This is a genomic window from Sorangium aterium, from assembly GCF_028368935.1.
Taxonomy (GTDB): domain Bacteria; phylum Myxococcota_A; class Polyangia; order Polyangiales; family Polyangiaceae; genus Sorangium; species Sorangium atrum.
In genome coordinates this window covers 2833574-2850098 of record NZ_JAQNDK010000001.1, presented here as the reverse complement: position 1 = coordinate 2850098, position 16525 = coordinate 2833574, and the positions used below count along the sequence as shown (strand labels likewise).

Sequence of the window (16525 nt, the reverse complement as noted above, 5' to 3'; positions counted from 1 at the left end):
GGTAGTCTCAGCCGCGATGATGCAGTCCAGAGCGGCGGGCGCTCCCCGCCTCGCAGCGCCACCGCGCCGGTCGCGGCGCGCGGCCGCGCTCCTCGCTGCGCTCGCGCTCGCCCGCTGCGGCGGCGCGCCGCCCCGACCCGCGCCGCAAGAGCGCGGCGCGCCCGCGGCGGCGCTCCCCCCGCCTCCTGCGCCCGTGCCCGCCCGCTGGGTCGACGCGAGCGGCGCGACCGCGATAGGGCCCCGGGTCGCCGGCGGCACGATCGCGCTGGTCGGCGGCCAGCGCGTCCTCGTCGGGGCCGACGGCGTGGCACGGCAGGAGACCGCGGCGTGCCCCGAGCCCCTGATCGAGCTCGTGCTGGTTCCGTCCGGAACCGGCCCGCGGCTCGTCGGGCGCGGAGTCCGCGGTGTCTACCGGTTCGATGACCCGCTCGGCGCGCCGGCGGTCCTCGCCCGCTCCGAGACGGACCTCCAGCGCATCGGCGGCGGTCCCGCCGTCGTCGCCGTCTGGGACGCCATCTCCGACGTTCCGATCTTCCTCGACATCGAGACCGGACAGCCGCGCACGCTGCCGGGCTTGCCCGCCCTGCCGCTGCGCGCCCTCGCGTTCCGCGACGCGCGGCACGGCGCCGGGCTCTTCGAGGCGGCAGGGCTCGCGGTCACGGCGGACGGCGGCGCGTCGTGGCGCCCCGTGGCGCCGTCGCCGGGCGGCGACGGGGAGGACGCCGACCCCGCCGCCCTGCTCCGCCTCGCCGACGTCCGTCTGCGCGACGGCGAGCTGATCGCCGTGACGCAGGGCAGGGCCTCGTCGTCCGGGCAGCGCGAGGCGCGGATCCTGGTCGCCGAGGCGCGGCTCGGGCCCGCCCCCGCGGACGACGCGCCGGAGCCCGGCCCAGGCGCGCCGCTGCTCCGCTGGATCCGCGCGACGGGGCGTCACCCGCTCGAGGCGGCGATCTCGAGCGGCGCGGCGTGGTCGTCCACCGCGATCACGGCGAGCCACGGCGTCCTCGCCCGCTTGGATCTCGCCACCGGCGCGCTCCAGGAGGTCGCCCCCTTCGGCCGCGGAGACTGGCTGAACGCCTGCGGCGTCGGCCGGGCGGGGCGAGCGGCGTGGGTGGCCTGCGCGCTCGGCGAGGGCGGGCCGGACGGCCGCCACGATCCGTTCGGCGTGCTCCAGGTCAAGCCCGGCCGCCCGCTCGGCAGCGAACCGCCCGTCCTCGTGCGGAGCGGCGAGGCCGAGCTCCGCGTGTCCCCGAGCGGCGGCGCCCTGCTGCTCGCGCCGTGCGACGCGGACGACGAGGGCAGCGTGTGCGTGCGGCAGCCGAGCGGCCGGTGGAGCACGGTCCGCCCGGGCACGGACGTCCGCTGGCGCGGCGCCGGCGCGCTCGCCGACGGGCGGATCGCGATCCTGCGCGGGCTCTGGGACAGCGACGTCGCGCCCCGCGACGAGCCCGCGCCGCGCGGCGGCGACGGCCGCGAGGGCGCCGCGCCCGGCGCCCAGGTCGCGGTGATCGACGCCGGCGGCAGGGAGGCTCCGCTGCTCCCGCTCGGCTGGCTGCGCGGCGGGGGCGACGACGTCAACGTGGTCAGCCCCATCGAGGAGGGGCAGGACGGCGCGCTGTCGTTCGTTGTGGCCGACGAGGCCGGAGACCTCACCGCCGTCGTCCTCTCCCCCGGCGGCCAGGCCTCGCGGGCTCGCCTCGCCGGCGCCGCGCACGCCGTGGTCCACGCCGGCCGCGGGATCGCCGTCGGGGAAGGGAAGGTGCTCGCTTCGGATGACGCCGGCCGCACGTGGTCGCCCATCGAGGTCCCACCCCAGGCCGCCGAGGAGATCGCCCAGAGCGGCGATCTGCTCGCCGAGCCCGGGATGCTGGCCGTGAACGAGGTCGGCCTGAGGATCGCGACCCACCTCCGCGTGGGCTGGGGGCCGCCGCTGCCCGCGCAGGGAGCGCCGTCCGGCGGTGCTGCGCTCGGGGCCGCGCCGCTCCTGCCGGTCCGCCCGCCGCCGGCCCCGGCGCTGCCGGAGCGCGCGCTCGCCTGCACGACACAGCCGGGGCCGCCGCCCTCGCCGGCGGGCGTGCCGCCGCCGCGCAGCGCCCAGGAGGCGCTCGCGCTGCTCGCCCGCGACGCGAAGCCCGGACCGGACGACCAGCGGCGCGTCTCGTCCGTGAGCGCCAGGCGCTGGGGCCAGCTCTCCACCGTCGCCGCGCTCGAGGTGCGCTCGCCCGCCGGCGCTGCTGCCAAGGGCGCCGGCGCCGGTCTCCAGCCGCGCGGCGCCTCCGCTGCGCCGCGGGCGACCTGGACGCTGCGCTGGCTCGACCCGACCGAGCTCCAGGCCAGGGTCCGCTCGTGGACGGGCCCGGCGCCCGAGGGCGTCGGCCGGGACGCGATCCTCGCCCGGTTCGCGGCGTCCGGCGGCCGGATCCTGTTCGGGGTGCGCGCCTCGGGGCGCGACGTGCTGATCCAGGTGAGGCCGGGCCGCGGCGCCGAGGTCGCCGAGGTGCCGCAAGAGCTGATGCCCGAGGCGGAGGTCGCCTTCAGCGAGGCGCCGGATGGGCCCGTCGCGTGGCTCCGCGGCGCGTCGCTCGTCGTGTGGTCGTCCGGCGAGGCCCCGCGGCCGATCGCCTCGCTCGCGAACCTCGGCGAGCCCGCGCTGGGGGAGCCGACGAGCGCCGGCGTGCCGCTCTTGCTCAGCTTCCACGGCCTGACGCTCGGCCGGACGGTGCCGATCCCGCCTGCGGCGACGACGGGGCAAGGAGCGACCGCGAAGGCCCCGCCGCTCCTGCCGCTCGACGGCTGGGCGATCGTCCCGAATGTCCGCACAGAGCTCACCCGCATGCCGGCGTGCGCCGCGCGCCCGCCCGGCGCGCGCTTCCTGCTCGATCGCGCGAGCGCGTTCGCGACGGTCGATGGCCACCGCGCGCCCGCGAGCACGGCTGTCTATGACGTCCGTGTGTCAGGTCGTGACGTTTGCGTGGCGAAGATCGCCGCGCTGATGGATCTGGAGCGGCGGACCGACGGCCAGCCCGGCGCGAGCCCGCTCGCGTTCGTTCGCGCCGATCTCGCGGCCCGCCGCGCCGAAGGCGGCGATCGTGGGATCGGCCAAGGCGCCGGGAAGCCCGCGGCAACGGAGGCAACGGAGGGTAAAGCAGCGGGCAAACCAGCGGGCAGACCCGCGCGCCGCCTCGCGTGCTCGCTGGCCGTCCGGCCCTGAGTTTGCCGCTCTCGCGGCGAGCTTCGCGCTCGACGGCCCACCCCCCGCGCGGGTATATGTTCGCGCCCTATGTCCTCTCCGAAGCATCCTCGTCCCTCGCACCGCCAGCTCGGCGACGGCGTCGAAGACCAGCTCGTCCCGCTCGCCGCGCTCGACCCGCTGAAGATTGACTCTTTCGACGATCTGCTCCGCGCGATGAGCAGGACCGCGTTCAGCGGCCGTGCGCTCGGCGAGGCGTGCGACGTGCTCGAGGCGATGGTGCGCGACGAGGACTGCCTCGTCGTGGCGACGTTCTCCGGCGCGATGACGGTCGCCAAGATGGGCGTCGTCATCGTCCGGATGATCGAGGCCGGCATGATCGACTGCATCATCAGCACGGGAGCGCTCATGGCGCACGGGCTGAGCGAGGCGGTCGGCCTGACCCACTACAAGGCGAACCCGGGCATCTCCGACGAGACGTACTTCGAGAAGGGGTACAACCGCGTCTACGACACGCTCGAGATGGAGAAGAACCTCAACGCGATCGAGGTCTTCGTCCGGAAGGAGCTCGACAAGCTGGACCCCGGCTCTCCCTGGTCGAGCGAGATCATCTGCCGCCAGCTCGGCAAGGCGCTGGCGGACATGGGCGACTCGCCGGGCGTGCTCCGGAGCGCGTACCTCCGCGACGTGCCCGTCTACGTGCCGGCCTTCACCGACAGCGAGATGGGCCTCGACGTGGCGACGTGGATGCTGCGCAAGGTGAAGGCGCAGCACGGCGACAAGCCGGGGTTCGACGTGTGGCGCGAGGCCGTGCCGCCGCCGTACAACCCGTTCCTCGATCTGCTGAGCTACGCCCGCCTCGTCCGCAAGAAGAAGCGCCTCGGCATCTTCACCATCGGCGGCGGCGTGCCGCGCAACTGGGCCCAGCAGGTCGCGCCGTTCTACGACATCGTCGGCGATCGCCTGGACATCGAGGTCGATCACCCGCGGTTCCAGTACGGCGTCCGCATCTGCCCCGAGCCCGTCCACTGGGGCGGCCTGTCCGGCTGCACGTACTCCGAGGGCGTGAGCTGGGGGAAGTTCACCCCGCCGCAGGAGGGCGGGCGCTTCGCCGAGGTGTACGCGGACGCCACGGTCGCGTGGCCGCTCCTCGTGCGCGCGCTGCTCGAGCGGCTCGGCAAGATGCCGAAATAAAATAAAGTAGGGGGAGGAGGTCACCGTGCTCGCCCCCAAGCGCCGTCCGCCGCTCACCCACCGGCTGCTCCTCTCCCTGGCCGCCGCCGCCGGCGCGCTCGTGTCCGCTGGCTGCCCCTCGCCCGAGGAGCGCGCCTGCGACCGCATCTGCGACTGCTCCGGCTGCAGCGAGGCGAGGTACCTCGAGTGCGTCGACAAGGCGGAGACCGCGCGGGCGGCCGCGGTGGAGGCGAGCTGCACCGCCTCCTTCGACGAGTACGTGACCTGCGTCGAGGAGGAGCTCGAATGCAAGGACGAGAATTACCTGTTCGACGCCTGCGACGGCCAGCGAGACAGCCTCCGTGGCTGCGGCATCTCGATCTTCCGCACCGTCTGCGAGGACGCCAACGACGTCTTCGTGGCGTGCGGGCTGGGATTCCCGTTCTCGACCAACCCCGACGACTGCATCGGGTCGATCGTGTGCAACGCCCGCTGCATCATCGGCATGTCCTGCAATGGGCTGAACGGGATCGATTTCGAGGAGTCGCAGCGCTTCAACGAGTGCACGAGCGCCTGCTTCAACAAGCCCCAGCCCGCGGGCTCTGAGCCCCAGCCCGGAGGGCCCTGAGGGAAGCCCCCCTCGTTCGACCCCGCTATGGGCCCGCGATGAAGCTGTCCTGGTAGCCCGGGTCCTCCACCGCGAGCGCGGCCGCGGTGGCCGAGAGCGGGCGGATCGTGTCGAGCATGACCGCGAGCTCGCTCGTCTCGCGGGCCCCGAGGCTCGCCTCGTACGCGCCGGGGTGCGGCCCGTGCGGGACGCCGGCGGGGTGGTGCGAGATGCTGCCGGGGCCGACGCCGCGGCGTGAGGTGAAGTTGCCGCGGCAGTAGAACAGGAACTCGTCGCAATCGACCGACGCGTGCGGGTACGGGCACGGGATCGCCTCCGGGTGGAAGTCGGTCGGGCGCGGCACGAAGCTGCAGATCAGGGCGCCCCGCGCGGCGAACGTCCCGTGCCAGTCCGGAGGCAGGTGCACGAGCCCGACGCGCGCCTGGAAGCGCAGGATCGGGAACGCGAACGGGTACACCGTCCCGTCCCAGCCGACGACGTCGAGCGGCGAGCGCTCGAGGGTGAAGCCGTGGAAGGCGCCGCCGCGCTTCACGACGAGCGCGCGGATGCCCTCGTCGAGAGGGCCGACGAACGTGGGCCGCCGGAAATCGCGGTGCGAGTACGGCGCGTCCATCCGCAGCTGGCCGACCTCGTTGCGCCACTTGCGCGGGAGGTGGATGTCCTCGGCCTCGATCGAGAGCCAGCGCTGGGGCGCGGCGTCCGGGAGGAAGCGGTAGAAGAGCCCCTTCGGGATGACGACGTAGTCGTCCTGCTCGAAGCGCAGATCGCCGAGCATCGTGCGCAGGACGCCGCCCCCGTGGAAGATGAAGAACAGCTCGTCGGCGTCGGCGTTCGCGAAGTACACAGGATCGGCCGCGTCCGGCTGGACGAGCCCGATCACCACGTCGTCGTTGAAGAGCAGCGGCACGCGGCAATCGACAGCGGGCCCGCCCCGCCGCGGCAGATCCTGCGACCGGTAGTGCCGCTTGGCGAGCGGGCGCGCCGCCGCGGCGACCGGCAGCGTGAAGCCGTGCGCGGCCTCCGCGACCCGGTGCTCGTGCGGCCGGCGCTCGTGGTAGGCGATCGTGTAGGGGCCGTCGAAGCCCGCCCGCGTCAGGCACTCCTCGTAGCGGAGATCCCCCGCCTCGCTCCGGAGAGCGATGTGGTGCTTCGGCGGGACGATCCCGGCGACGACGCGATCGAGCATCAGCCGTGCCCCGCCTTCTGCTGCCGCTCGATGCTCTCGAACAGCGCCCGGAAATTGCCGGCGCCGAAGCCGCGGTCCCCCTTGCGCTGGATGAGCTCGAAGAAGAACGGCCCGGCCTCGGGATCGCGGTGCGTGCCCGACGACTCCTTCAGAAAGATCTGGAGGAGGTAGGACCGCGCGCCGTCGCCGTCGACGAGCACCTCGAGATCGCGCAGCTCCGCCACGTCCTCGTCGATCTGCCCGATGCCGAGCCGCTGCAGGCGCTCGGGCAGCATGTCGTAATAGGCGGCCGGGGTCGGCATGAACTCCACGCCCCGGCCGCGCATCGCGCGCACGGCGGTGAGGATGTCCTCCACGGCGAGCGCCACGTGCTGCACGCCGTCGCCGCGGTGCTCCTCGTTGAAGACGTTGATCTGCGAGCTCTTGAAGTGCGGCCGGTAGGGCTCGTTGTTCGCGAACTTCACGCCCGAGGCCGGGTCCCACATCACGGCCGAGCGCAGGCCCGAGCCGTGGTCCGCGTCCTTCGCGACGTCGTTCGTGTGGAACGCGATCTGCCAGAAGGGCTCGAGCCCGAGCACGTGCTCCATCCAGAGCAGCGCGGGCGCCATCGTCTGGAAGTTCGAGGTGATGTGATCGAACCGGGTGATCCCGAAGCGGTTCGCGCCGCCGCGCGGCGCGTCGTAGGCCGCGCAGCCGGGGAACAGCGCGGGGTAGCCGCGCCGCTCCACGAAGCGGAAGGTGGTGTCGCCGAACGGGGTCGTGATCGAGAACGAGGCGAAGGTGCCGCCGGCCTCGGTCACCCGATGGATCTCGTCGATCGGCGTGCCCCCGCGGCCGTCGAGCAGCCGGAAGGCGCGGTCGATGTCCTCCACCTCGAAGATGACCGTGCCCACGCCGTCCGGGTGCTTGCGCAGGTAGCGCCACGCCCGCCCGCCCTCGCCGGCGGGCTGCGAGCAGACGACGACGCACTCGCCGGCCTGGAAGACGACCGAGCGCTGCGCCGCCGCCGCCGTGAGCTCCGGCGAGCTCGCGGCGATCTCCGCGAAGTCGAGCCGCTCCGTGTAGAACCTACGGCTCCGCTCGAGGTCGTGCACGTAGTAGTGCAGCGCCTCCACCCGCTTGATGCCGATCGACTCCACCTTGGCCATCCGGGTCCTCCGTCGCGAGGGGTAACGCAGGGCGAGCTAGGCGACCGCGTCGACCTGGCGGTCGGCGTGGGCCGCCTGGAACACAGGCAGCTCCATGCACGCGGCCTCGATCCGCGTGAGGGTCGAGAGCGGCGCGAGGTCGACCTCGTAGCGCCGCGCGTTGTAGAGCTGGGGCACGAGGAACACGTCCGCAACCGTGACGTGGTCGCCGACGCAGAACCGCCCGGAGAGCTCGCCCGCCGCCGCCTGGAACGCGGCGAGGCCCGCGGCGATGAAGCGCCGCCCGAAGGCCTTCTCGTCGCCGCCGAGCTCGTCCCTCACGTACTTCAGCGTGGCGGTGTTCTGCATCGGCTGCGTGCCGGAGTTGATCATCTCCACGAGCTGCCGCGCCCTGGCGCGCAGGTACGGATCCGCGGGCAGGAGCGGCGGCGCGGGGAAGAGGTCCTCGAGCAGCTCGATGATGGCCACCGACTGGGACACACGCCGGACGGCGCCGCCCTGCTCGAACTCGAGCAGGGGCACCTGCGCCATCGGGTTCTTGGCCCGGTAGTCGTCGCGGAGCTGCTCGCCGCCGTCCCGGACGAGGCTCACCGGCCGGTACGCGTGCTCGATGCCCTTGTGGGCCAGGGCGATGCGCACGCGCCAGCTGCACGAGCTGCGCCAGTAACCGTAGAGCGTGAGCCCCTGGACTGCGGCGCTCATCCGGCCACCACCCGCTGCGCGATGCGCCCGAACAGGCTCTCTCCCGCGTGATTCAGCATCTCGATCATGATCGTGTCTCCTGGCTTCATGAACGGCGTCCTGGCCGCCCCGTCCGAGAGGATCTCGAGCATGCGCCGCTCGGCGAGGCAAGACACGCCGCGCGCCGGGTCCTCGTTGGAGACGGTGCCGCTGCCGAGGAGGGTCCCCGCCGTGAGGCTGCGGGTCCTGGTGACGTGCGCGATCAGATCGAAGAACGAGAAGTGCATCTCCGGGCCGGCCTCGGGATCGCCGATGAGCGCGCCGTTGTAAATCGAGCGGAGCCGCAGGTGGACGCGCCCGTCGCGGAGCGCGTCCCCGAGCTCGTCGGGCGTGATCGCGAACGGCGAGAACGCGGTGGCGGGCTTGGAGCAGAAGAACCCGAACCCCTTCGCGAGCTCGGCGGGCACGAGGTTGCGCAGCGTCACGTCGTTGGCCAGCAGGAACAGGCGGACGTGCCGGTGGGCCTCTTCGCGGCGCGTGCCCTGCGGCGTGTCGCCGAGGACGACGCAGACCTCGGCCTCGAAATCCAGGCCCCACGCCTCGTCGCGCAGGACGATGTCGTCGGTCGGGCCGAGGAGGACGCCGGAGCCGCCCTGGTACACAAGCGGATCGGTCGTCAGCGTCTCGGGGGGCTCGGCGCCGCGCGCCTTGCGCACGAGCACGATGTGGTGGATGTACGCCGAGCCGTCGATCCACTCGTAGGCGCGCGGAAGCGGCGCAGCGAGCTCTTCCGTGACCAGCGGCGCCACGGCCGCCTCGCCGAGCTCGACGTCGGCCGCGATGCGGCGGAGCGCGGGCTCGGCGCGCTCCCAGTCGTCCAGCGCGGCCTGGAGCGTGGGGAAGGCCGCGCCGGCGGGCGCGTAGGCGAGGCCGTCGCGGCGGACGACGACGAGCGTGCCGTCACGGCCGGGGCCGCGGAGAGAGGCGAGCTTCATGCGGGTGCGAGCTCCTCGTGGTCCTACGGTGGTCTCATCGTCTCTGCTTGACAAGCACGAGCCCGCTCACGCCTGCTACCAGCATGTGCTCGCGTGCGCCCTTGGCAGCGAGCGAGCGAGCGGCTGAACGGATCTGCATGACCACCGGACTGGACGTTTTCTCGACCCTCCACGACCTCGTGCGACGAGCCATGGAGGGCCTCCCCGGCGCGCGGCGCGGGAGCCTGCTGATTCGCACAGGCCGACGACTCTCCTACAGAGCGATCGTCGGGCTCGACGGCCTCCTGGCGGGCCAGGGGAACATGCCGTCCGACGGCGGGGTGCTCAGCGAATCGGCTCCGTTCGGCCCCGCCGCGGCGCCCGAGGCGGCGCACGGCCCGTGCCTCGTCCCCGCGGCCGCGTGGTACCGGGCGCACCTTCCCGAGCTCGCGGAAGCGCCTGGCTGGCCGCTCGACGGCGTCCACGTCCACGTCGTACCGGTGCCCATGTTCGGCGCGCCTGGCGCTTACCTCGCCCTGGAGCAGCCGGACGCGGCGCCGCTCTCGGGCCCGTGGCGCGCGCTCGTGGAGTCGATCGCGGTGAGCGTGGGCGTCGTGCTCGAGCGGCGCGGCCTCTTCAAGGAGAAGGCGCAGAGCGCCCAGGAGCTGCGCCTGCTCGAGGAGGTGCTGAGCTCCGTCGCCGAGTCGGTCGATCTCCTCCAGCTCATCGAGACGCTCGCGGACGGGATCCGGAGCGTGCAGACCGGCCCGCGCTGGAGCGCGATCGACCTCGTCATCCTGGAGGATGCCGGGGGCGAGGGGCGCGTCGCCGATGGATGGCGCGGATCCCACGACGCGGGCGGCGCGCGAGGCCAGCCGATGATCCGCGTCTACAAGGCTCCCCGCCGGCCGTTGACGGCGTACTGGAACAACCTGCGGGACGGCGCGCTGGCGGCGGGGCGCGATCTCCGGGTCGGGGTCGAGTTCAGGAGCGTCATGTCCGCCGCCGCCGCGGCTCAGGAGGCGCTCCTCGAGGAAGGGATCCGCCGGCGGGTGGACGGGATCGCGATCGCGCCCATCGACCCCGTGGCGCTCGAGCCGGCCATCGACCGCGCGATGGCGGCGGGTATCCCGGTCATCACGATCGACACGCCGGCCGCCCCAGGCAGCCGGTCGTTGCTCTACGTCGGGACCGACAACCGGGCCGCCGGGAGGATCGCGGGCGAGGCGATGCTGCGGCTCATGCCGCAGGGAGGCGAGATCACCGTCCAGGCGGAGTCCTTCGCCGTGCCGAACGCCCAGGGGCGCATCGAGGGGCTCCGCGAGGCGATCGCCGGCTCGTCGGTCCGCGTGGCGTCGCTCTCGGAGAACCTGTTCAATGTGGAGAGCGCGATCGCGCTCGCCGTCGACGTGGTGCGGTCGAACCCCGGCCTCGCCGGCGCCCTGGGGGTGTGCAGCGAGAACGGCCCCAGCCTGGGGCTTGCCTCGATGCGGCTCGGGCGAGCCGGCGATCTCAAGGTGGTCGCCTTCGATCTCGTCACCTCGACGGTCGCGATGCTCCAGGACGGCGTGATCCACGCGGCGATCGTGCAGCGCGAGTACGACATGGGGTACCGCGGCGTGCAGGCGCTCTACGAGATGGCCACGCGCGGCGTCCCGGAGGCCCTCGCGGATCTGCCGGCGTCGCGCTGCATCGACACGGGGGTCGACCTCGTGACCCTCGAGCGCACGCCCTTCTCGAGCGCCCTCTCGGATCACCTCGCCTTGAGCTCCGCCCGCAGGATCGCGAACCGCAGGCTGGGCGCGGGGGGGCGCGAGCGCGCGCTCGAGTTCCTGGTGATCGGCATGGCCCAGCGCGAGAGCCTCGTCGACGACGAGCGCGCGCCCGTCACGGACGACTCGCTGGTGGGCCGGGTGATGCGCTCGTGCAGCTCGCTCGTCATCGACACCGCGTCGAGCGAGCACCAGCGCTTCCGCGACGTCGCCGAGGCGCGCCGGAGCGGCGCGCGCACGCTGGTCGGCGTGCCGCTGCTCTCCCGCGAGGCGGTCCTCGGGGTCCTCGTCCTGGCCAGCCCGCAGCCCGACGCGTGCTCGGCGACCGACCTGGCGCTCATCGAGCGCGTGGCCGCGGTGGCCGCCGTCGCCATCGAGAACGCGCGGCTCTTGTCGCGGATCAAGGAGCGGACGAGGGCGCTCGAGTCGCTGAGCAGCCGCCAGGAGGCGCTCCTCGAGACGATCGCCGCGATGTCGAGCCCGGTGGTGCCGATCGCGCGCGGCGTCCTCGTCATGCCGATCGTGGGCGCGCTGGACACGCACCGCTCCGGCCGCTTCATCGAGGCGATGCTGAAGGAGATCTCCGAGCACCAGGCGCGCGTCGTGATCATCGACGTCACCGGCATGGCGGTGGTCGACGCGAGCGCGGCGAACCACCTCGCTCAGGCGGCGCGCGCCGCCGGGCTGCTCGGGGCCGAGGTTGTGCTCGTCGGGATCGCGCCCGAGACGGCGCGGCTCATGGTGGAGCAGGGGCTCGATCTCGGGGCGATCGTCACCCGCTCCACGCTGGAGCTCGGGTTCTCGTACGCGCTCGGCAAGACGGGCGGGCGGGTCGTCCAGGGGCGCCGCTGAGCCGCCGCGGAGCCCGAGGCCCTCGCGCCGGGGCTCCGCGCGATCGTCACCGGTCCCGGTGGAGCGCGACGGCGGCCGCGACCAGCGCGGCGATCGCGGGGACGTCCACGTCCTTGGCGGAGCGGACATGGACGTTCCTGGCCTGCTTGGCCTCGCCGGTGAGCAGGCCGTTCGGATCCGGCAGCTCGGCCCCGCGCTCGAAGCCGAGGGTCACGCCGAAGCGCTGCGGGGCGAGCCAGCAGATCTTGTGTTGGTCGCCGCTGCCCATTCGGAAGCTGATGAGCCGCCAGCTTGGATAGACGTGCTCGTGGACGTCGGGAATGATGCGGAGGAGCAGCTTGCGCACGCGCAAGGTCAGCTGTTGCGCTGAAGGAGGATACTCGCTCAGCAGTGCGGCCACGGCCGGATCGTCCGACACAATCAATGACGGTAAGTCGACGTTCACGGAGACGCAACCGGCCGTGCATCGTCCCGTGACGTTCCGGCTTGGGCGCTCTCGCGTTCTCGCGTTCGCGCGTTCGCGCCGGGCGGTCAGGGGTGGAGTCGCTCGCGGAAGAAGGCGAGGACGCGCGTGAGCGCCTCGCGCGTCGGGTGGCCCTCGCGGTCGACCAGATCGCGGGTCAGGACCGAATGGGCGGTGCGCCGGATCCCGTGGGGGTTGCCTGCGGACGAGTCGATCTCGATCCCCTCGAAGCCGTCGCCGAGCTCGGCCCGGAGCCGGTCGAACCGCTCCTTCGGGCACATCGGATCGTGGGTGAAGCGGAGCCCGAGCACCGGGGTGCCGGCGGCGACGCGCTCCTTGACGGTGCGGAGGGCGTCGTCGGAGAGGTGGAGCCCGGCCCGGCGCTCGCGCGAGAGCGGGAAGGGCAGCGACGGCTGGCTCAGCACGGGCGCCGCGATGGCAGGGTCGACCATCAGCGCCAGCGCGAAGTTGCCGGTCAGGCACATGCCGATCGCGCCGACGCCCTTGCCCCCGAGCTCCGCGTGGACGTCGCGGCAGAGCGCGCGCAGCCAGTCGGTGATCGGGCTCGCCTGCCTGGACGCGAGCACGTGGAACTCGCGGCTGATGCAGGCGCGGGCCACCTGCTCGACGATGTAGGGGGGCGTGTCCGGCTTGCCGGGCGTCCCGAAGAGGTGCGGCACGAAGACGGTGAAGCCGGCGTCCGCCACGCGCTCGGCGAACGCCGCGACCGACGGGGTGATGCCCGGGATCTCGTGCATGACGACGACACCCGGGCCCGCGCCGCGGCGGTAGACCACCCGCGCCACGCCGCCGTGCGAGAACTGCGTTTCCGCGAAGCCGGGGAGCGACATGGCCACCATCATCGCCCTTCGCAGGACGCCGGGGAAGCGGCGGCCGGACGGCGGCCGAGCGGCTCACCCGGCGATCGCTCGGCCGCTCGATCGCTCGAGCTCGCCGTCCTTCGGCCGCTCCGTTCCTCGGATCACTCGGACGCAGGCAGGCCCCTCGGCCGCTCGTCCTTGGCGATCCAGACGGTCTTGACGTTCACGAACTCGCGCAGGCCGTACGAGGAGAGCTCGCGGCCGTAGCCGGACATCTTGACGCCGCCGAACGGCAGCCGGGGATCGGACACGACCATCCCGTTGACGAACACCTGGCCGGCGTCGAGCTCGTTGATGAGGCGCTCGCGCTCGTCGGCGTCGCGGGTCCAGACGCTCGCCCCGAGGCCGAACCGGGTGGAGTTCGCCATGTGGATGGCCTCGTCGAGGTCGGTGACGCGGAAGACCGCCGCGACCGGGCCGAAGAGCTCGTCGTCGGCGGCGGGGGAGGGGCGCTGGACGTCGGTGAGCACGGTCGGCGGGAAGTAGTTGCCCGGCCCCTTCAGCCGCTTGCCTCCGGTGAGGAGGAGCGCGCCCGCGGCCACCGACGCCCGCACCTGCTCCTCGAGCTCCGCGGCGATCTGCGGGGTGGCGAGCGGCCCGACGTCGACCGACGGATCCATCGGGTCGCCGACCCGCAGGCGCCGCATGGTCGCGACGAAGCGCTGCTCGAACTCGGGCGCGATCGACTCGTGCACGATGAAGCGCTTCGCCGCGATGCAGGACTGGCCGTTGTTGATGATGCGCGCGCGGATCGCGGTCCCCACGGCGGCGTTGAGGTCGGCGCTCGGCAGGACGATGAACGGATCGCTGCCGCCGAGCTCGAGCACCACCTTCTTGAGGTGCTTTCCGGCGTGGGCGCCGACGCTGCGCCCCGCGTTCTCGCTGCCGGTGAGCGTCGCGGCCGCGACGCGCGGGTCGGCGAGGAGGCGCGGCACGACGTCGGTCCCCGCGAGCAGCGCCTGGAAGACCCCCTCCGGAAAGCCGGCCCGGCGGAGGATGTCCTCGATGGCGAGCGCGCAGCGGGGGACGTTCGAGGCGTGCTTGAGGAGGCCGACGTTGCCTGCGACGAGCGCCGGCGCGGCGAAGCGGAAGACCTGCCAGAACGGGAAGTTCCACGGCATGATCGCGAGCACCACGCCGAGCGGATGGAAGGCCACGTAGCTCCTGCCCGCGTCGGTGGCGACCTCTTCGGGGGCGAGCAGGCGCTCGGCGTTGTCGGCGTAGTAGCGGCACGCGGTCGCGCACTTCTGGGCCTCGGCGATGGCGGAGCCGATGGTCTTCCCCATCTCGAGCGTCATGAGCTGCCCGAGCTGCTCCTTCTCGCCGTCGAGGATGTCGGCTGCCCGGCGCAGCTTCTGGGCCCGCTCGGCGATCGGGGTCTGCCGGAAGCTGCGGAACGCGGCGTGCGCGCGCGCCACCTTCTGCTCCAGCGCCGCTGACGAGAGGGGTTCGAACGTCTCGATCGTCTCTCCGGTCGCTGGATTGATCGTCGCGATGGCGGTGTTCACGGATGTGCCTCCTCTTCGAGCGTCGGGGGCCGCGGCTCGTCGCCTGCCAGCTCGGGGCGCGCCGAGCGGCCCCGGCAGGCGAGCTTGAGCCAGACCCGCCTCGTCGTGCAATGGTCAGCGAGGACGAGCCCGCTTCTCTTCCCTCGTTCGCGTCGTTCCGGCGTGGACCACGCGTCCACGTGTCCACGTCTCCACGCATGTTCCGGGCGCGTGAGGGGGGAGGGGGGTCGCCATCGCACGTCCTGTTCATTACGCAGAGGGGGATGGTCCGCAGCGGATCCCCTGTCGCAGGCGACGCGGAGCACGCGCTTTCAGCCCGGGCGACACGCGCAGGCGAGCGCGCGGCGCTCGCTCCTCCGGCCTTCGACGACCCCGCCGGCCAGCTCTCCCGCGCGGGCGAGCTGGAGGTGAGGGTGAGGGCGATGGAAGCCCTCCTCTGCGCCGGCGTGCCGTTCATGGTGGCGGGGGCGTATGCCTTCTTCGCGTACACGGGCATTTTCCGGGACACGAAGGATCTCGACGTGATGCTGGACGAGCGCGAGGTGCCGGCGGCGTTCAGGGCGCTGGAGCGGGCCGGCTTCGCGACGGAGCTCATCGATCCGCTGTGGATCGGGAAGGCCTACGCGGGCGATCGCTTCATCGATCTCATCTTCTCGTCGAGCAACGGCCTGGCCGTGGTGGATGGCGGCTGGTTCGAGCACGCGCGTCCGGCCACGATCCTGGGGCACTCTTGCCTGATCGCGCCGGTGGAGGAGATCATCTTCACGAAGGCGTTCGTGGACGAGCGGGAGCGGTACGACGGCGCCGACGTGAACCACCTCATCTACGCGTGCGGAGACGAGATGGACTGGGAGAGGCTCCTCGCCCGGTTCGGCCCCTACTGGGAGGTCCTGTTCGCGCACCTGACGCTGTACCGCTTCGTCTATCCGGGCGCGCGGAGCCGGGTGCCCGGGTGGCTCATCGACGAGCTCTGCCGGCGCACGCTGGAGCAGATGCGGGCCGGCGACGCGCCGCTCCGGGTCTGCCGGGGGAACCTGATCAGCAGGCGGCAGTACGCGCACGATTACGAGAAGCTCGGGCTCGTGGCGGGGCCCCCTGGGGCCGCGCCCGAGGCGGCGCGGGGGGCGCTGGGCCGGAAGCGCCGGCGGTCTGCGGCGGGGCGGCCTCGCCTCGGCAATCTCGGCAATCTCGGCAATCTTGGCAAGGAGAGGCCGGGCCGCGACGGGGCTCCGGGCGACGCGGAGGAGCCGGGTGTGGAGGTCGAGGCGGCGCGGGTCCGCAAGCCGGGATCATGAGCGCCGCCGTCGCCGGAGGGAACGGGGAGCCGCGCAAGCGCCGCGTCGCGGCGTCCTCGGATCTGCACTGCCGGCCGGAGCACGGCGCCAGGATGCGCGAGATCGTGAAGGCGGTGAACGCCGAGGCGGAGCTGCTCGTGCTGTGCGGCGATCTCACCGATCGCGGCCATCCCGAGGAGGCGAAGGTGCTGGCGGACGCGCTCGCCGGGCTCTCCGTGCCGTGCGCCGCCGTGTTCGGCAACCACGATCTCGACCGGGGGGCGGGCGCCGAGATCGCGAAGCTCCTGGGCGACGCGGGCGTCGAGGTGCTCGACGGGGATCACCTGATCTTGCGCGACGACATCGGGGTTGCCGGCGTGAAGGGCTTCATGGGCGGCTTCGGGAGCGCGACGCTCCAGGCGTTCGGCGAGGGCCCGCTCAAGGCTTTCGTGCAGGAGGCCGTGACCGAGGCGCTGAAGCTCGAGGCGGCGCTGTCCCAGCTCGACAGCGAGAAGAAGATCGTGATCATGCATTACACGCCGATCCTCGAGACGACCGTCGGCGAGAACGTGGAGATAAGGCCCTTCCTTGGGACGAGCCGCCTGGCCGCGCCGATCGATCTGTACGGCGCCGACGTGGTCTTCCACGGCCACGCGCACCACGGGGCGCTCGAGGGGCGCATGTCGAACGGGACTCCGGTTTACAATGTGGCGATGCCGCTGCTCAGGAAGCTGACGGGGAAGTCGTTTCTGCTGTTCGAGGTGTGAGCGGGCGAGCGCCGCTCGGCGCCTTCGC

13 protein-coding genes are annotated in these 16525 nt (G+C 73.0%); 6 read left to right on the top strand and 7 right to left on the bottom strand.

Features of this window, described 5'->3' with window-relative positions:
- Positions 1 to 16 precede the first annotated feature (16 nt).
- The 3 genes from POL72_RS10425 (at position 17) to POL72_RS10415 (ending at position 4991) form a co-directional block, all read left to right on the top strand.
- Positions 17 to 3211 carry a hypothetical protein gene (locus tag POL72_RS10425; protein ID WP_272094921.1) on the top strand — a complete coding sequence of 1065 codons (3195 nt, stop codon included), beginning with the start codon at positions 17 to 19 and terminating at the stop codon, positions 3209 to 3211.
- A 69-nt stretch (positions 3212 to 3280) separates the two neighbouring features.
- Positions 3281 to 4384 (top strand): deoxyhypusine synthase family protein, encoded by a 1104-nt coding sequence (locus POL72_RS10420; RefSeq protein WP_272094920.1) that lies wholly within the window; start codon positions 3281 to 3283, stop codon positions 4382 to 4384.
- Positions 4385 to 4409: 25 nt separating this feature from the next.
- Positions 4410 to 4991: a hypothetical protein gene (locus POL72_RS10415; RefSeq protein WP_272094919.1), complete on the top strand. Its 582-nt coding sequence runs from the start codon at positions 4410 to 4412 to the stop codon at positions 4989 to 4991.
- 25 nt (positions 4992 to 5016) lie between these two features.
- Here POL72_RS10415 and POL72_RS10410 read toward each other — a convergent pair whose 3' ends face one another.
- From POL72_RS10410 to POL72_RS10395, 4 genes are read right to left on the bottom strand one after another with little or no spacing between them, the layout of a single operon-like run.
- Complete coding sequence (locus POL72_RS10410) at positions 5017 to 6177, bottom strand: homogentisate 1,2-dioxygenase (protein ID WP_272094918.1); 1161 nt, start codon at positions 6175 to 6177, stop codon at positions 5017 to 5019.
- Positions 6177 to 7325: a 4-hydroxyphenylpyruvate dioxygenase family protein gene (locus POL72_RS10405; protein WP_272094917.1), complete on the bottom strand. Its 1149-nt coding sequence runs from the start codon at positions 7323 to 7325 to the stop codon at positions 6177 to 6179. Before POL72_RS10405 ends, POL72_RS10410 begins: the two co-directional genes overlap by 1 nt.
- Positions 7326 to 7361: 36 nt before the next feature.
- Positions 7362 to 8027: a maleylacetoacetate isomerase gene (gene maiA, locus POL72_RS10400; protein WP_272094916.1), complete on the bottom strand. Its 666-nt coding sequence runs from the start codon at positions 8025 to 8027 to the stop codon at positions 7362 to 7364.
- Positions 8024 to 9001, bottom strand: coding sequence for a fumarylacetoacetate hydrolase family protein (locus tag POL72_RS10395; protein ID WP_272094915.1), 978 nt, complete (start codon positions 8999 to 9001; stop codon positions 8024 to 8026). The genes maiA and POL72_RS10395 overlap by 4 nt, the downstream gene beginning before the upstream one ends.
- Positions 9002 to 9138: 137 nt before the next feature.
- On the opposite strand from POL72_RS10395, the gene POL72_RS10390 reads away from it, so the two are divergent.
- Positions 9139 to 11604, top strand: coding sequence for a substrate-binding domain-containing protein (locus tag POL72_RS10390; RefSeq protein ID WP_272094914.1), 2466 nt, complete (start codon positions 9139 to 9141; stop codon positions 11602 to 11604).
- 46 nt (positions 11605 to 11650) lie between these two features.
- On the opposite strand, the gene POL72_RS10385 is transcribed toward POL72_RS10390, so the two are convergent.
- From POL72_RS10385 to POL72_RS10375, 3 genes are all read right to left on the bottom strand, one after another.
- The gene (locus POL72_RS10385) at positions 11651 to 12004 is read right to left on the bottom strand and encodes a DUF1801 domain-containing protein (protein ID WP_272094913.1); all 354 of its coding nucleotides are present in this window, start codon (positions 12002 to 12004) and stop codon (positions 11651 to 11653) included.
- Between the two features lie 131 nt (positions 12005 to 12135).
- Positions 12136 to 12918 (bottom strand): dienelactone hydrolase family protein, encoded by a 783-nt coding sequence (locus POL72_RS10380; RefSeq protein WP_272094912.1) that lies wholly within the window; start codon positions 12916 to 12918, stop codon positions 12136 to 12138.
- A 131-nt stretch (positions 12919 to 13049) separates the two neighbouring features.
- Positions 13050 to 14456 (bottom strand): NAD-dependent succinate-semialdehyde dehydrogenase, encoded by a 1407-nt coding sequence (locus POL72_RS10375; RefSeq protein WP_272094911.1) that lies wholly within the window; start codon positions 14454 to 14456, stop codon positions 13050 to 13052.
- A gap of 263 nt (positions 14457 to 14719) precedes the next feature.
- Here POL72_RS10375 and POL72_RS10370 point away from each other — a divergent pair, with 263 nt between their 5' ends.
- Complete coding sequence (locus tag POL72_RS10370; RefSeq protein WP_272094910.1) at positions 14720 to 15751, top strand: nucleotidyltransferase family protein; 1032 nt, start codon at positions 14720 to 14722, stop codon at positions 15749 to 15751.
- Positions 15748 to 16497 (top strand): metallophosphoesterase family protein, encoded by a 750-nt coding sequence (locus POL72_RS10365; RefSeq protein ID WP_272094908.1) that lies wholly within the window; start codon positions 15748 to 15750, stop codon positions 16495 to 16497. Before POL72_RS10370 ends, POL72_RS10365 begins: the two co-directional genes overlap by 4 nt.
- The last annotated feature ends 28 nt before the right edge of the window (positions 16498 to 16525 follow it).

Bases quoted from the DNA above. Each gene is read 5' to 3' on its own strand.
- POL72_RS10380 (WP_272094912.1), bottom strand. From the start codon at position 12,918: ATGTCGCTCCCCGGCTTCGCGGAAACGCAGTTCTCGCACGGCGGCGTG.
- POL72_RS10370 (WP_272094910.1), top strand. From the start codon at position 14,720: ATGGTCCGCAGCGGATCCCCTGTCGCAGGCGACGCGGAGCACGCGCTT.
- POL72_RS10405 (WP_272094917.1), bottom strand. From the start codon at position 7,325: ATGGCCAAGGTGGAGTCGATCGGCATCAAGCGGGTGGAGGCGCTGCAC.
- POL72_RS10425 (WP_272094921.1), top strand. From the start codon at position 17: ATGATGCAGTCCAGAGCGGCGGGCGCTCCCCGCCTCGCAGCGCCACCG.
- POL72_RS10395 (WP_272094915.1), bottom strand. From the start codon at position 9,001: ATGAAGCTCGCCTCTCTCCGCGGCCCCGGCCGTGACGGCACGCTCGTC.
- POL72_RS10420 (WP_272094920.1), top strand. From the start codon at position 3,281: ATGTCCTCTCCGAAGCATCCTCGTCCCTCGCACCGCCAGCTCGGCGAC.
- POL72_RS10390 (WP_272094914.1), top strand. From the start codon at position 9,139: ATGACCACCGGACTGGACGTTTTCTCGACCCTCCACGACCTCGTGCGA.
- POL72_RS10410 (WP_272094918.1), bottom strand. From the start codon at position 6,177: ATGCTCGATCGCGTCGTCGCCGGGATCGTCCCGCCGAAGCACCACATC.
- POL72_RS10365 (WP_272094908.1), top strand. From the start codon at position 15,748: ATGAGCGCCGCCGTCGCCGGAGGGAACGGGGAGCCGCGCAAGCGCCGC.
- maiA (WP_272094916.1), bottom strand. From the start codon at position 8,027: ATGAGCGCCGCAGTCCAGGGGCTCACGCTCTACGGTTACTGGCGCAGC.